Raw genomic sequence first — 14981 nt, forward strand, 5'->3', positions numbered from 1 at the left:
GGAGAACATCATGCACGCTTCCAACCGCAGCCGCGGCAGGCTCGCCGCGGGCTCCATCGCCTTCGCCGCCCTGATCGCCGGCGCATCGCTTGCCGGATGCAGCCCCGACGGTCAGGCGGGCGGCCAGCTGGGATCGGCTGCAAGCGAATTGGAGATCATGGCCATCGGTTCCGCGCTGCCCGAGACAGCCTCCTCATGCCCTCCTCCCTATCCGTACAACCCCTCGCCCTCTCCCGGCGGCACCGAGGAATACCGTGCGCTCGACGAGCCGGGGTTCCTCTCCCCTGCGACCAGCCCGCTGTCCACGCTGTCGGCCGACGTCGACACGGCCTCGTACTGCAACCTGCGCCGCATGGTGGCGCAGGAATACGCGCCGGCCGTCGTACCTGCCGGCGCCGTGCGCACCGAAGAGCTGCTCAACTACTTCGACTACGCCTACCCGGCGCCCGTTGGCTCCGACTTGTTCGGCGTATCGACCCAGATGAGCGACTGTCCTTGGAACGACCAGACGAAGCTGCTGGTCATGGGATTCGCCACCGAGAAGGACGGCGACGCTTCGTCCGCGGGCGCCAACCTCGTGTTCCTCATCGACGTCTCGGGGTCGATGGACGACCCTGACAAGCTCCCCCTGGTCAAAGACTCGTTCGCCACGCTCGTCGAAGGGCTGACGGAGCGCGACCGCGTGTCCGTCGTAACCTACGCCAGCGGCGAGCGCGTGCTGCTCGAAGGCGTGCCGGGCGACGACAAGCGGCGTATCATGCGCGCCGTCGACGGCCTCGTCGCCGAAGGGTCGACGAACGGGGAAGCCGGTTTGGAGCAGGCGTACCGCCTGGCGGAATCGTCGTTCATCGAAGGCGGTGTGAACCGCGTCGTCATGGCGTCGGACGGCGACCTCAACGTGGGCATCTCGTCCGAGAGCGAGCTGCACGACTTCGTCGAGCGGAAGCGCGAGACCGGCGTGTACCTCTCGGTGCTGGGATTCGGCTCGGGCAACTACAAGGACAATAAGATGGAGACGCTGGCCGACCACGGCAACGGCGCCTACCACTACATCGACTGCGCCGAAGAAGCCCGGCGGGTGCTCGGACGGAACCTCCGTGCGAACCTCGTGCCGTTTGCCGACGATGTGAAGATCCAGGTGGAATTCAATCCTGACCGGGTGAAGGGCTATCGGCTGATCGGCTACGAGAACCGCGCGCTCGCCGACGAGGAGTTCCGCGACGATGCGGCCGACGCGGGCGAGGTGGGCGCGGGCCATGCGTTCACCGTGGCGTACGAGATCGTCCCCGCAGGATCGGCGTTCGAGGTGGGCGCGTCCGCATTGAAATACGGAAGCGATGCCGACGACCGGCAGGACGATCGCCGCTCCAAAGCGAACGGCGGGGAATGGCTGACGTGCACGATGCGCTACCGCCCTGCGGGAACCGTCGAAGCGGTGGAGCAGACGTTGGTGGTCGACGACGAGAGCTGCACCGACCGCCCGAACGACGACTGGACGTTCGCAGCCGCCGTCATCGAATGCGGCATGGCGCTGCACCGCTCGCCCCATGCCGGCACCGCCACCCTCGAAAGCGCCCGCGACCTGCTGGCAAGCTGCGAGCTCACCGACCAGCAGCAAGGCTTCGAAACCCTCCTCGCCGACCTCGCCCGCCGGCAGCGCCGCTAGACGGGCTTCGGCAGGAAGCCGTCGAGCTCGACGTCCAGTTCGGCAAGGCGCTTCACGCGAGGATGCTCGTCCAGCACGCCGCGAGCCATGACCATGCGCACGTCGCGAAGCGCCTCCAGGTTCTCCAGGGGGTTGCGGTCGAGCACGATGAGGTCGGCCGCCTTGCCCGCCTCGACGGAGCCCGTCTCGTTGCCCAGCCCCAGGATGCGCGCGTTGCCCAACGTGGCCGTATGCAGCGCCATCTGACGCGACGCGCCCACGATGCGCTCGAAGTACACCACCTCGCGCCACATGTCGTACTGGGTGATGTAGGGGCACGACGAATCGGTTCCCAAACCTACGGGGATCCCCGCCGCCAGCGCCTGCTTCGCCGCCTGCACGATGCCCTCGAACACGATGCGGCCGTTCACCTTCTGCACCTCGGTGGAGTGCGTTTTTGCAGGGTCGAGCTCGACGAACGGCAACGCGGGTGAGACGGTGCAGGTCAACGACGAGGCGCGACCGGCTCCGTTGCGCTTGAACAGCGCGATCAGCTCGTCGTCCAGAGCAGCGCCGTGTTCGATGGTGTCCACGCCGGCTTCGAGGCCCGCGCGCACCCCTTCGGCGCTCTCGATGTGCGCGGCGGTGCGCAGGCCGAGCTTGCGAGCCTCGTCGCAGGCAGCTTGCGCGACCTCGGGCGACATGCGCAGCACGCCCGGCTCGCCCTCCACCTCGGCGTCGAACACGCCGCCGGTGATGAACAGCTTCACGAGGTCGCACTTGTGCGCGAAGCAATCGCGCACGATGGCACGCGCCTCTTCCGGCGTGGACGCGACGTGCGCGAACAGGCCCGCGCCGTGGCCTCCCGGCACCGTGACCCCCACGCCGGATGCGACCAGCCGCGGACCTGGGTACCTCCCCGCGTCGATGGCGTCGCGCACGTCCACGTCGGCGAACCCGGGATCGCCCACCGAGCGCACCGTGGTCACGCCGCTGGCCAGCTGCTGCTGCGCATGCGCCTTGAGCGTGCGGCGCAGGTACCACCTGCCCAACGGGTTGCCCACCACCTTGTCGATGAGGTCGCCGGCAGCGCCCGCGCTCGTCGGCTTGCCCGAGCCGCACAGATGCACATGCAGGTTCACCAGGCCCGGCGCCAGATACGCTCCCGCCAGATCGATCTCGCGCGCGCCCAACGGCCCCACGGTTGAGGCGGCGGGACCCACCTTCTCGATGACGCCCTCGTTCACCACGACGGTCATGTTGGGCTGCGGCTCCATGCCCTCGGTGCCGTCGAGCACGGTCGCATGGGTGAAAACGTAGGAGGTCATGGCGTTCCTTTCGGTTGGGGCAAAGGCGCCGCCGCGCTCGCCGAAGCGGCGCGTCGTGCATCTCCCAGTATACGCCGTCGCGAACAGCGCGCGAAGCCCCGGCGCGTACCCGCCTTGCGCCCCGGGACGAGCGGCGGCTAGCCCTCGCGCTCCACGATGCGCGCGAGCAAAGGGGCGAAGCCTTCGTCGATCCTTCGACGAAGCAGAAGCTTATGGGAGGCTCGGACGGCCTCGGACATGATAGGCCGTCCGTACGCCTCCGCCGGAACGGAGTCGATGAGCGCGTCTATCCGACCCATGTCGACGGAACCCATGAACCGCTTGATCGCCGCATCGAGGTCGGGGTTGACGGTTTGCGCCATATAGGAGAAGGGGTGGATGGACGCCCCCCTCCCATCGCCCGAGGGCAGGCGATAGCACGACACGTTCGTCCCGAACGCATCCTGATCGATATCCGACTCGTCGAGCATCCTCCGCCGTGCAAGCGAATCGCCACGCTTGCTGAACAGCGAACTGCCCAGATCGTACACCGGCGCGAGCTCGTAGGAGAACGACGCGTCCATCAACACGCCCCAGTTACCGTTGTTCCGGTCGGGGTTCTTGATGAACGCGTCCACCACGAACATATCCCAGAAACGCTCGAGCACCCCGGGCACGCTGCGCAGGAGGTCGGATGTCTCTATCGTGGCGAGCACGTCGCCAAGGAAGACGCTCTCGCCGTCCGAGGGAGCCGAATCGAATCCCCCGTCATCGTCGGAAAGGGCGTTCTTGATATCCTTGAACTCGAATAGGCGCTTTCCGGGAAACGTGAAGTCCTTGCACGCGCAGACGATCTTGCCGTTTCGGTAACCGAGCATCGTCTCATGAACGGGAATGCCGAGCGACGCGTAGATTCGCGCGCCGAGATGCTCGGATACAGGGCTCGACGTGTACGGCGGAAGATTTTTGCCCTGGAGGTCGCGCGTCGTACGCGGATACTTCGCTATCCACGGGACGCCGTCCACGAGAATGCCCTCTTTCTGTCCGGCGCGCCCACCGTAGAAAAGGCCGCTGGCGGGACAATCTCGCAAATCCACGATCTTCATTCTGCAGGCTCTCCTTCGCCGACGATTGATGTCGAATCATTGTAGCACGCTCGACCAGCGCGGCTGCAGCCTACGACGAATCGTCAACCGGCGCGTCGCGCTTACGGGCGCTTCCCACCCGTCACGCCCAGGCGTTCGGCCGTCTCGGCAAGCGTCTGGGCGGTGACGGGACGTCCCGCGCCCACGTGCACGGCGATGCACGAGAAGCTGGGCTTGTCGGCCGTGAACAGGCCTAGCTCGCGCGACGCGGCGCGCACGTCGTCTTTCGCCATGCCCGCGCGGCGCAGCGGCGACACCACGCCCAGCTCGGCGAGCGCCCGGAAGCCGGGGCGGTTCGCCGGATCGTCCGTGACGTTCGTGCCGTCGGCCAGCACCTCGAAGCCGTCCTCGGCCATGCGCGCGAGGATGGTGGAGAAGATGAACGTCTTGCAGCGGTAGCACCTATCGGGTCCGTTCGCGCAGATCTCGCCCTGCGCCAGCACGTCGGCGTCGACCAGCTCGAAGTCCGCCCCCAGCTCGGCGGCGAGGCGCTTCGCGTCGTCGATCTCGAAGGCGGGCTGGAACGCCGTACGCACGCCGTACGCTTTCACGTCGCATCCGGCGCGCAACGCGGCGACCAGCAGGAACGAGGAGTCGCACCCGCCCGAGAACGCCACGGCCAAGCGCGGCGTGCGCGCGAAGAACGCGTCGAGCGCCTCGACGCCCACGTCCTGGCCGGGGCCTGTCGCCGTCATGCCGGCTTCTTCTCGAACAGCTCGGCGGCGCGACCCAGCTCCTTCACGATCTCGATATGCTGCGGGCACACGCTTTCGCACGCGCCGCACCCGACGCACGTGGACGCGGGGCCGCTCGACGCGTTCCAATCGTAGTTCTCCTGCGCCCGATGCATGTCGTGGAACAGCTCTAGGATGTTGAGCGACGCGAGGGCCGCCGGGATGCGCACGCCCTTCGGGCAGTTCTTCAAACAGTAGCGGCAGTCGGTGCACGGCACGGTGGACACGCCGTCGAGGATGGCCCGCACGCGCGCCAGCGCCTCGTCCTCCTCGTGCGTCAGCGGATGGAACGAGCGCATGATCTGCGTGTTCTCGCTCACCTGATCGGGCGTGGACATGCCGGACAGCACGGTGAGCACGCCCGGCAGCGATGCGGCGAACCGCAGTGCCCACGAGGGCAGCGACTCGTCCTGGTTCACGGCGCGCAGCACGTCCGCCGCCTCCTCGGGCAGATGCACGAGCGAGCCGCCCTTAACGGGCTCCATCACCACGACAGGCAGCCCGTGGGCGCGCGCAGCCTCGTAGCACTTGCGCGATTCGACGGTTTCGCTCTCCCAGTCGGCGTAATTGATCTGCAGCTGCACGAAGTCCACCTCGGGATGCGCCTCCAGCACCTCTTCCAACACGGCAGCCTTGTCGTGGATGGAGAAGCCCAGGTTGCGGATCAGACCCGCCTCCTTCTTCTCGTGCAGGAAGTCCCACAGGCCGAAGTCGTCGAACAGGCGCGTGCGCTCCTCGCCCAGGTTATGCAGCAAGAAGAAGTCAAAATAACCCGCCCCCGTCTCGCGCAGCGACTTGTCGAACATAGCGCGCGCATGGTCGGCGTTTTTCGCCAGCCACGCCGGCAGCTTCGTGGCAACCTGGAACGATTCGCGCGGATAGCGCTCGACGACGGCCTCGCGCAGCGCCGCCTCCGACCGGCCGTTATGGTAGCCGCGCGCCGTGTCGAAATAGGTGAAGCCCGCGTCCATGAACAGGTCTACCATATGCTTGACCTGCTCGATGTCGATCTCCTTGCCGCCGTCGCCCTCGACGACGGGCAGCCTCATGAACCCGAAGCCCAGCTTCCCGATCTCGTCCATAGATAATCCTCGCTCCCCGACCATGCTCACCCGATCGCGCTCGACACGCGCGGCCGCTCGAACCATCCGACACGCTTCAGCGCATTGTTCGTGATCAGTATACACAAACGGAAAACAAGCCGGCCGCAATCGTTCGAGCGGCAACAAAGCTACGAAGCCGACGCCGAACGCAATGCAAGCCGTTCTGGGTTCTTCGACACCGCGGCATGCGCCAACCCGAACCCCCACGTTACCCCTTCCAAACGAAACCGCATCAGGTCGGTACGCCCTCTTCGCCCTCGGACGCCCCGCATCACAATGGGGGCCGTACCCCCACGTCGAGAGATTGGAGAGCCTGTGTACTATTCCAGCGGAAACTACGAAGCATTCGCCCGCCCGGCAAAGCCGGAGGGCATCGAGGACAAGTCGGCCTACATCGTCGGCACCGGGCTGGCGGGCTTGTCAGCCGCGTGCTACCTGATCAGGGATGCTCAGATGGACGGCTCGCGCGTGCACCTGTTCGAACGCGACGCCGAACCAGGCGGCGCCTGCGACGGGTGGGAGTATCCCCAGCTCGGCTTCACTATGCGCGGCGGTCGCGAGATGGACAACCACTTCGAAGTGATGTGGGACCTGTTCCGATCCATCCCCTCCATCGAGGACGAGAACATGAGCATCCTCGATTACTACTATCAGTTGAACAAGCGCGATCCCAATTATTCCCTGTGCCGCGCAACGGTCAACCGGGGTGAAGACGCCGGCCTCGACAATACATTCAACCTGTCCGACAAGGCGTGCATGGAGATCATGAACCTGTTCTTCACCCCCGAAGAGCAACTCGACGACAAGCCCATAACCGACTATTTTTCCGACGATGTGCTCGATTCCAACTTCTGGCTGTACTGGCGCACCATGTTCGCCTTCGAGAACTGGCACAGCGCGCTCGAGATGAAGCGCTACATCCAGCGTTTCGTCCACCACGTCGGCGGGCTCCCCGACTTCAGCGCACTGCGCTTCACCCGGTACAACCAGTTCGAATCCCTCATCCTGCCCATGGTGAACTACCTGAAAGGCCAGGGCGTGCAGATCCATCTGAACACCGAGGTCGTCGACATCACGTTCTCCAGCACCCCGGAGCGCAAAGTAGCCACCGAGGTGCAGACGATATGCGAAGGGGCCGACAAGACGTTTCACCTCACCGACGACGACCTGCTGTTCATCACCAACGGCAGCTGCGTCGCCAATTCGTCCTTCGGATCGCAAGACGAGCCGGCCCAGTTCAACGCCGTGCTGGAAAAAGGAACCGGGTTCGACCTGTGGCGACGTATCGCACGGCAGGATTCCGCATTCGGGAATCCGGAAAAATTCATCGGCGATCCGGAGAAATCCAACTGGATGAGCGCCACCGTCACGACGCTCGATGAGAAGATCGTTCCCTATATCGAGAGCATTTGCCGTCGCGATCCGTTCTCGGGCGGCGTCGTAACCGGCGGCATCGTTACCGTAAAAGATTCGAACTGGCTTTTAAGCTGGACGTTCAACAGGCAACCCCAGTTCAGAGCCCAGCCCGACGATCAGCTGTGCGGCTGGATATACGGCCTGTTCACCGATGTGCCCGGCAACTACGTGAAGAAAACCCTGCGCGAATGCACCGGCAAGGAAATATGCATGGAGTGGCTGTACCACCTGGGCGTTCCCGAATCGCAGATCGAGGAGCTCGCCGAGAACAGCGCCAACACGGTTCCGTGCATGATGCCCTACATCACGGCATTCTTCATGCCGCGCGCCGCAGGCGACCGACCCGACGTCGTACCTGAAGGCGCGGTGAACTTCGCGTTCATCGGCCAATTCGCGGAAACACCACGCGACACCATTTTCACCACCGAGTATTCCATGCGCACCGGCATGGAAGCCGTCTACACGCTGTGCAACGTCGACCGCGGCGTGCCCGAAGTATGGGGCAGCGCGTTCGACATCCGCGATTTGCTGAACGCCACCACGTTGATCAGGGACGGCAAGCCCATCACCGACATGGAGATGAATCCCCTCGAAAAGCTCGCCCTGCACGAGGGAATCGAGAAGATCAAGGGAACCGACCTCTACGGTCTGCTGGTCGAGTTCGGCGTGATTCCGTCCGATCGCGGCGACGCGCCCGCGCCCGCCACCGGAGCCGTATACCCCGGCATGCATTAGACGTTTCCGTTAAAAACCGAACCCCCTGTTCAAAGGGGGTTCGGAACGAATTCCTTACACGTTGAACTTGAAGTGCATGACGTCGCCGTCCTGGACGACGTACTCCTTGCCTTCCTGACGAAGCTTGCCGGCATCGCGGCAGCCCTTCTCGCCGCCCAGCCCCACGTAGTCTTCGTACGAGGCCGTCTCCGCCTTGATGAAGCCGCGCTCGAAATCGGTGTGGATGACGCCCGCCGCCTGCGGAGCCTTCGCACCGACGGGGATGGTCCAAGCGCGCGTTTCCTGTTCGCCGGTGGTGAAGTACGACTGCAGCCCCAGAAGTTTATACGCCTCGCGCACCAGGCGCGCCAGGCCGCTCTCTTCGAGACCCATGGCCTCCAGGTACTCCTTCGCCTCGGCAGGATCGAGCTCGGCCAGGTCGGCCTCCACCTTCGCGCTGATGGGCACGGGGCGGCAGCCGTCGATCTCGGGCAGATCGGCGTCCAGTTGGTCCTCGTCCACGTTGGCGATGTACAGCATGGGCTTCATCGTCAGCAGGTGCAGATCGTAAATGGCAGCCTGCTCGTCCTCGTCCAGCCCCAACGTGCGGGCGCGGTGCCCCTCGTCCAGGCCCGCGAGCACCTTCTTCGCCACCTCGACCTTCTTGGCGCCGTCCCTGTCGCGCTTCGCCTCTTTTTCCAAGCGCGGCAGGGCCTTCTCGATGGTGGCCATGTCGGCCAGCATGAGCTCGGTCTTGATGGTGTCCACGTCGCTGCTCGGGTCCACCCGGCCCGCCACGTGCACCACGTCGGGGTCGCCGAAGAAGCGCACGACTTCGCAGATGGCGTCCGTCTCGCGGATGTTCGCGAGGAACTGATTGCCCAGGCCCTCGCCCTGGCTGGCGCCGGCCACGAGGCCCGCGATGTCCACGAACTCGATGGTGGCGGGCACGATGCGCGTGGGATGGTCGATGTTCGCCAGCGCGTCCAGGCGCGCGTCGGGCACGGGCACCACGCCCACGTTGGGCTCGATGGTGGCGAACGGGTAGTTGGCCGCGAGGCCGCCCTTGTTCGTGAGGGCCGTGAACAGCGTGGACTTGCCGACGTTCGGCAGACCGACGATACCGATGGATAGCGACATGGAACTTCCTTCTCATACGATGCAGATGTGTCGTCCCATGATAGCAAACTACCTGCGCCCTGCGCGGCCTCCCCTCGCATTCTCCGACGCTTCGGTATCTTTTTCATGCGGAGCACTCGAAGCGCGCCGTCTTGACCGACAGCATGCCGCCCTACGTGCACGGCGGCATACGTCAGCACCCGTCAATGCCGATTTGACGGCGAAATCCCCGCTCTGTGGCAGCAATCGGGCGGTTTGGTAATCCTATCGATTCGCTTTTATTTACGCTTCGAACATCCGACCTGGGAAAACCCCTTCGATCGCGCTCTGCGGGTCCGAGATGCCGCGACCGAGCCCTCGTCGAGATTACCAAACCGTTCGATTTCCGCCGTTCGACTTCGCTTCCGCCGTCATGCCATCTATCGGCGCAAAACCGTTCAGCGCGTCCGTTGCACGGTTTTGCCCGCGATGTTGCACTTCGAGCGCCCTTGGATGCCTCCGCGCCCCAAGACGCGCAACCCGCGACGTTACGCCAGGTCGCGCGAGGTTGGGAGCCGGACAGTCCGAACCGAACGCAACATCCCTGCGAAAACCGATCGCTGCCGCCGTAACGCCGCTTGCAGCGGGATCGCGCCCGAACGAAAACCGGATCCGGTATGCGGCAAAATCAACGGTTTGGCACTACTCGGCATCCCTCGACGCATCTTCCCGAAGGATGCCGAAGCGAAACCCCAGGTCGCATTTCGCCGCCCCCTCGGAATGCCACGCCCGAACGATCCGGCTGTGCCAAACCGTTGAATTTGCAGCACATGACCTTGCAAAAACGCGAAACCGGGCGGCGCGGGGGCCAGGCGTGCAAGGCGCGGACAAGCGAGGTAAGGCGGCCGGAGCTCGGCCAGGCGGAACGGGTTGGTCGAGGCGCGGCCAGGCGGGACGACGCGACCGACGCCTGGTTAGACGAGGCGGCGCGGCCAGGCGAGACGGGGCGGCCGGAGCGGCACAACCGGAACGCACACGAAGCACGAGCCCCATCCGCGCCGCTCGCGCCCGAAACGAAACGGAGCGCCCCGAAGGGCGCTCCGCGCGAATGCCTCGTATGCGCCTGAACGCTAGAAGCTGATGAGCCCGAACGTCTGCGCGACGAACGCAACGAGGATGACCACCACGAGCACCGGCGCCACGTACTTGATGATGACGGTCCAGGCTTTCTCCACCTTGAACTCGCTGGAGATCTTCACCTCGTCGACAATGGCCTTCGGCTTGATGATCCAACCGACGAAGATGCAGGTGAGCAGCGCGACGATAGGCATGATCACCGAGTTGGAGATGAAGTCGAAGAAGTCCAGCAGCGTGGTGCCCTCGCCCATCGGCTCGATGAACGACAAGCCGTTGTAGCCCAGGTTCACGAAGATGCCGGCCACCGCGACCACGCCGATGACGGCGCACAGCGCCTTTTTGCGCGACCAGCCCGCACCGTCCTGCACGATGGAGGTGCAGGTTTCGGTCAGCGAAATGGCGCTGGTCAAAGCTGCGAACAGTACCAGCAGGAAGAACAGGAAGCCCACGACGGTGGCCGCGCCGCCCATGTCGGCGAACACGGTGGGCAGGATGACGAACATGAGCGACGGACCGGAGTTGGCCGCCACGGCCTCGCCCGAGCCCATGGCCACGAACGCGGCCGGCACGATCATGAGGCCGGCGAGGAACGACACGCCGATGTCGAAGCCGCCGATGCGGGCGACGCTCTGCGTGAGGCTGGACTTCTTGTCCAGGTAGGAGCCGTACGTGATCATGATGCCCATGGCCAGCGACAGGCTGTAGAACATCTGCCCGAGCGCGCCGATGACCAGCTCCGGTGAGAACTTGCTGAAGTCGGGCGTGAGGTAGTACAGGGCACCGTCGACGGCGCCGGGCATGGTCAGCGTGTACAGCGCGATGCCTACGGCCATGATGATGAGCGCCGGCATCATGACGAGGTTCGCCTTCTCGATGCCTCCCTTCACGCCCAGCGACACCACGATGAACACGACGGCCATGAACAGGAGCATCCATAAGAAGCTCTCGGTGTTGCTCGAGATGAAGCCCGTGAAGAAGTCGCCGCCGTCGGCCAGCGCCTCCGGGCCGTTGATCAGGTAGGCGGCCGCGTACTTCGTCACCCATCCGCCGATGATGCAGTAGTACGGCGTGATGATGAAGGGCACGGTGGATGCCAGGATGCCGATGAAGGCGTACTTCTTGCCGAACTGCTTGAACGCGCCGATGGCCGACTGCCCCGTCTTGCGACCGAGCGCCGTCTCAAGCAGCAGCAACGATACGCCGAACGTGAACACGAGCACCAGGTAGGTAAGCAAAAACGTGCCGCCGCCGTACTTGGCGGCCAGATAGGGGAAGCGCCACATGTTCCCCAAGCCCACAGCGGATGCCGCCGCAGCCAGAATGAACGCCCACTTGCCCGACCAGGCCGAGCGCGCGTGCGCATGCGTTGAAGCCATCGAAAACCTCCGTTAACGTTCAGTTGGTATTCCCCGGAAAATCCGCTCGCGGAACGCGTCCGCAAAGGATCGGATACGGGCGCCCATCCACGTCGTGCACCTGCGCCGCGATCCAGATGCATCATTATACCGGGAAAACCCTGGTCGCCAACAACGTTTTGCCGAAAGATCCGTTTTGCCAGCAACCGACGCCCGAAGAGGTGCTACGGAAGCGTCCTCCGACGCGCGCACCGCCGCGCGGGAACCGCTTCGCATTCGGACGCCGGTCTCGCCGCTGCCGCACCGAAAGAACGTCCCGGGTCTGCGAACGTGCGCGGCGCTGCATCTTCGCCCGTAAAACACGCCACAGCGCGCGAGGCGTGTTTTACGGGCGAAGATGCGTTCCTACGGTGACTACTCGCTGCCAGCTCCCTCCAAATCTGCGGTTTTGGCGAGGGGGCGGGCAGGGCGCTTGGGGGTTGCGGGGCGCTTGGGCTATCATGGTGTGCAGACCAAACGAGAAGGAGAATCATTCATGTGCGGTATCTGCGGATTCACCGGCGCGACCGAAACCGACGCGCCCACGTTGAAGGCCATGTGCGACATCATGGCGCACCGCGGCCCCGACGGCGAGGGCCAGTACCTTGCCGACGGCGTGGCGCTGGGGCATCGGCGCCTGTCGCTCATCGACCTCGAGAACGGCAGCCAGCCCATGGTGCGCGCCACGGGCGCGCATGACTCCATCGTGACGTCGCCGGCTACGGAAGGCTCCGCTCCCGGATCGTTCACCATCGGCGACTACGCCATCGTGTTCAACGGTGAGATCTACAACTACCGCGACCTGCGCGACGAGCTGGCCGCGGACGGCTGGACGTTCAAGACCGAGTCCGACACCGAGACGCTGCTGGTGTCGTACCTGGCCTGGGGCAAGCTGCTGTTGGATAAGGTGCGCGGCATGTTCGCGTTCGCCATCTGGGACAAGCAGCGTGGCGAGCTGTTCTGCGCGCGCGACTTCTTCGGCATCAAACCGTTTTACTACACCGTGCAGAACGGCGAGGCCGGCTCGCAGTTCATCTTCGCCTCCGAGATCAAATGCATCCTGGAGCACCCCGCCTACGAACGCGAGCTCAACGAGGAGGCGCTGGAGCAGTACCTGTGCTTCCAGTTCTCGGCGCTGCCCGAGACGTTCTTCAAGGGCATCTACAAGCTGGAGCCCGCGCACTGCATGACCGTGCGCGCCGACGGCACGACGGAAACCGAGCGCTACTGGCGCCCCACGTACGACTTCGACCAGAACCGCAGCCGCGAGGACACCGTGAAGGCCATCGACGCCGCCATGCGCGAAAGCGTGCGCTACCACAACGTGGCCGACGTGGAGGTGGGCTCGTTCTTGTCGTCCGGCATCGATTCCAGCTACATGGCCGCATGCCTGGCGAAGGAGAATCCCGACATCAAGACGTTCACCGTGGGCTTCGCCGAGTACGAAGGCGAGCGCGACGAGATTGCCTGGGCGCGCGAGCTGGCCGACGAGCTGCACATCGAGAACAACTCCAAGCACATCGGCGAAGAGGAGTACTGGGAAAGCCTGCCCCGCGTGCAGTGGCACATGGACGAGCCGTCCGCCGACCCGAGCGCCGTGGCGCTGTACTTCGTCGACCAGGAGGCCGCGAAGAAGGTGAAGGCCGTGCTGTCCGGCGAGGGCGCCGACGAGTTCTTCGGCGGCTACCGCATTTACCAGACGCCGTTCGCCAACGCGAAGCTGTCCTGGGTGCCGAAGGGCCTGCTGCGCGGCGCGTCGAAGGCGGCTCACGCGCTGGGCGTGCGCGGCGCGAACTACCTGGAGCGCGCCAGCGAGACCCCCGAGGACTGGTACTACACCAACGCCAACGGCGTGGCGTTCAGCCCCGAGGAGCGCGCCCGCCTGCTGAAGCGCCCCGTGCAGGCGTGCTCGCCGCAAGAGCTGATCGCGCCTGCGTACGCGGAGGTGTCCGACCTCGATGAGACGACGCGCATGCAGTACGTCGACCTCTTCTTCTGGCTGGTGGGCGACATCCTGCTGAAAACCGACAAGATGTCGATGGCCCACTCGCTGGAAAGCCGCGTGCCGTTCCTCGACAAGGAGGTGTTCAACGTCTCGCGCACCATCCCCACCCCGTTCAAAGCGAACGGCGAGCAGACGAAGATCGCCCTGCGCGAGGCGGCCGAGCGCGCCATCCCGAAAGACTGGGCGCAGAAGGAGAAGCTGGGCTTTCCCGTGCCCATGGTGGACTGGCTGCGCCAGGACCGCTACTACAACCAGGTCAAGGAATGGTTCACCGGCGACATCGCGCAACAGTTCTTCAACACCGACGAGCTGGTGCGCCTACTCGACGAGCACAGGTACAAGATCGACCGCTCCCGCAAGATCTGGATCGTCTACATGTTCCTCATGTGGTACAAGATCTACTTCGTGGACAAGACCGTCCCCAAGAAACCGGCGGCGTAAACGAACGAAGGGCCCTACGGGGCTCTTCGCGTTCGCTAGGCGAGCTTCGACGAGTCGACGGCCACGAGGTGCCCGTGCTCGTCCTCGAAGACGCACAGGCCGCCGTCGCGGCTTTCGTACAGGTTGCGAAAACGCGCGAAACGGCGCTGCCGAGGCGGCTTCTCTTTGGGCGCAGCCACGGACTCCGGCTTCGGCTCCGGCTCTGGTCGCGGCTCCTGCTGCGGCTGCGTCGAGGAGGGTTCTTCCGGCTTCGTCGCCTCAACCTGCGCGGCAGGCTCGGCAACGGGCGCAGGATCGACGGGTTCGGGATCGACGGGCAAAGGAGCGGACGGCGAATCGACGCGCGCTACGGCCTCGGCCGCCTCGATGAAGTCGCTTTCGTCGGGATCGTTCTTCGCCACGAGATCGCACTCTGCCTGCACGCCGGCCGCCTGGAAATCGGTTTCGCTGGGTTCTTCCACGAAAACCTCCGGCTCGATCGACGGAGCCTCGATGATCGGAGGACGCCGTCCCCCTCGATCTCCCCGCTTTTCGATGGCGGCCTCGGCAAGCCCGCCCTCCATCACTTCGATACCCGACGCCATCACGCGCGAGGACGAGGGTTCCGAATCGAGGCCCAAGCGCGTGTACAGCGAGCGATTAGATTGGGCGATGGACACGAGCTCGCGCGCCAGCGAGACGCGCTCGGCCTCGTCGACGCCCTCTTGGAGCTGATTGCCTATTTCGAGCACGCGCGTCCACGAGACGGCGTCCATATCCTCTTTGAGCGATACGATCTTTTCCGCCTCGCGCGCCACGCGCTTTGCCGTTGATGTGCTGAACATGATACGCCGCCTTCGGTT

General features: G+C 64.8%; 10 protein-coding genes. 3 read left to right on the forward strand and 7 right to left on the reverse strand.

Going from position 1 to position 14981, the window contains the following annotated elements:
• Positions 1 to 10 precede the first annotated feature (10 nt).
• On the forward strand, positions 11 to 1666 hold the full coding sequence (locus HMPREF1023_RS03670) for a VWA domain-containing protein (protein ID WP_009304805.1): 1656 nt from the start codon (positions 11 to 13) through the stop codon (positions 1664 to 1666).
• On the opposite strand, the gene HMPREF1023_RS03675 is transcribed toward HMPREF1023_RS03670, so the two are convergent.
• The 4 genes from HMPREF1023_RS03675 to HMPREF1023_RS03690 all read right to left on the reverse strand — a co-directional run bounded on the left by HMPREF1023_RS03675 (position 1663) and on the right by HMPREF1023_RS03690 (position 5913).
• A complete protein-coding gene (locus HMPREF1023_RS03675) occupies positions 1663 to 2973 on the reverse strand; it encodes an amidohydrolase family protein (RefSeq protein WP_009304806.1) in 1311 nt (436 codons plus the stop codon). The two genes, HMPREF1023_RS03670 and HMPREF1023_RS03675, sit on opposite strands and share 4 nt — an antisense overlap.
• A 137-nt stretch (positions 2974 to 3110) precedes the next feature.
• Positions 3111 to 4058 carry a HipA domain-containing protein gene (locus HMPREF1023_RS03680; protein ID WP_009304807.1) on the reverse strand — a complete coding sequence of 316 codons (948 nt, stop codon included), beginning with the start codon at positions 4056 to 4058 and terminating at the stop codon, positions 3111 to 3113.
• Between the two features lie 101 nt (positions 4059 to 4159).
• Positions 4160 to 4792: a 7-cyano-7-deazaguanine synthase gene (locus tag HMPREF1023_RS03685; protein WP_009304808.1), complete on the reverse strand. Its 633-nt coding sequence runs from the start codon at positions 4790 to 4792 to the stop codon at positions 4160 to 4162.
• Positions 4789 to 5913 carry an aldo/keto reductase gene (locus HMPREF1023_RS03690; protein ID WP_009304809.1) on the reverse strand — a complete coding sequence of 375 codons (1125 nt, stop codon included), beginning with the start codon at positions 5911 to 5913 and terminating at the stop codon, positions 4789 to 4791. The genes HMPREF1023_RS03685 and HMPREF1023_RS03690 overlap by 4 nt, the downstream gene beginning before the upstream one ends.
• Positions 5914 to 6249: 336 nt before the next feature.
• On the opposite strand from HMPREF1023_RS03690, the gene HMPREF1023_RS03695 reads away from it, so the two are divergent.
• Positions 6250 to 8085 carry an oleate hydratase gene (locus HMPREF1023_RS03695; RefSeq protein WP_009304810.1) on the forward strand — a complete coding sequence of 612 codons (1836 nt, stop codon included), beginning with the start codon at positions 6250 to 6252 and terminating at the stop codon, positions 8083 to 8085.
• A gap of 54 nt (positions 8086 to 8139) precedes the next feature.
• Here HMPREF1023_RS03695 and ychF read toward each other — a convergent pair whose 3' ends face one another.
• A complete protein-coding gene (gene ychF, locus HMPREF1023_RS03700) occupies positions 8140 to 9204 on the reverse strand; it encodes a redox-regulated ATPase YchF (protein ID WP_009304811.1) in 1065 nt (354 codons plus the stop codon).
• A 1088-nt stretch (positions 9205 to 10292) separates the two neighbouring features.
• A complete protein-coding gene (locus HMPREF1023_RS03705) occupies positions 10293 to 11675 on the reverse strand; it encodes a sodium-dependent transporter (RefSeq protein WP_009304812.1) in 1383 nt (460 codons plus the stop codon).
• Positions 11676 to 12189: 514 nt separating this feature from the next.
• Between HMPREF1023_RS03705 and asnB the strand changes: the two genes are divergently transcribed.
• The gene (gene asnB, locus HMPREF1023_RS03710; RefSeq protein ID WP_009304813.1) at positions 12190 to 14139 is read left to right on the forward strand and encodes an asparagine synthase (glutamine-hydrolyzing); all 1950 of its coding nucleotides are present in this window, start codon (positions 12190 to 12192) and stop codon (positions 14137 to 14139) included.
• 35 nt (positions 14140 to 14174) lie between these two features.
• On the opposite strand, the gene HMPREF1023_RS03715 is transcribed toward asnB, so the two are convergent.
• Entirely contained in the window at positions 14175 to 14963 is a 789-nt protein-coding gene (locus HMPREF1023_RS03715) for a hypothetical protein (RefSeq protein ID WP_035578354.1), read from the reverse strand.
• Between the last annotated feature and the right edge of the window lie 18 nt (positions 14964 to 14981).

This window comes from Eggerthella sp. 1_3_56FAA (genome assembly GCF_000185625.1).
GTDB lineage: Bacteria > Actinomycetota > Coriobacteriia > Coriobacteriales > Eggerthellaceae > Eggerthella > Eggerthella lenta.

Excerpts from the sequence above, each read along its gene's own strand:
- HMPREF1023_RS03715 (WP_035578354.1), bottom strand. The coding sequence starts at position 14,963 with ATGTTCAGCACATCAACGGCAAAGCGCGTGGCGCGCGAGGCGGAAAAG.
- asnB (WP_009304813.1), top strand. The coding sequence starts at position 12,190 with ATGTGCGGTATCTGCGGATTCACCGGCGCGACCGAAACCGACGCGCCC.
- HMPREF1023_RS03690 (WP_009304809.1), bottom strand. The coding sequence starts at position 5,913 with ATGGACGAGATCGGGAAGCTGGGCTTCGGGTTCATGAGGCTGCCCGTC.
- HMPREF1023_RS03705 (WP_009304812.1), bottom strand. The coding sequence starts at position 11,675 with ATGGCTTCAACGCATGCGCACGCGCGCTCGGCCTGGTCGGGCAAGTGG.
- HMPREF1023_RS03685 (WP_009304808.1), bottom strand. The coding sequence starts at position 4,792 with ATGACGGCGACAGGCCCCGGCCAGGACGTGGGCGTCGAGGCGCTCGAC.
- HMPREF1023_RS03675 (WP_009304806.1), bottom strand. The coding sequence starts at position 2,973 with ATGACCTCCTACGTTTTCACCCATGCGACCGTGCTCGACGGCACCGAG.
- HMPREF1023_RS03670 (WP_009304805.1), top strand. The coding sequence starts at position 11 with ATGCACGCTTCCAACCGCAGCCGCGGCAGGCTCGCCGCGGGCTCCATC.
- ychF (WP_009304811.1), bottom strand. The coding sequence starts at position 9,204 with ATGTCGCTATCCATCGGTATCGTCGGTCTGCCGAACGTCGGCAAGTCC.
- HMPREF1023_RS03680 (WP_009304807.1), bottom strand. The coding sequence starts at position 4,058 with ATGAAGATCGTGGATTTGCGAGATTGTCCCGCCAGCGGCCTTTTCTAC.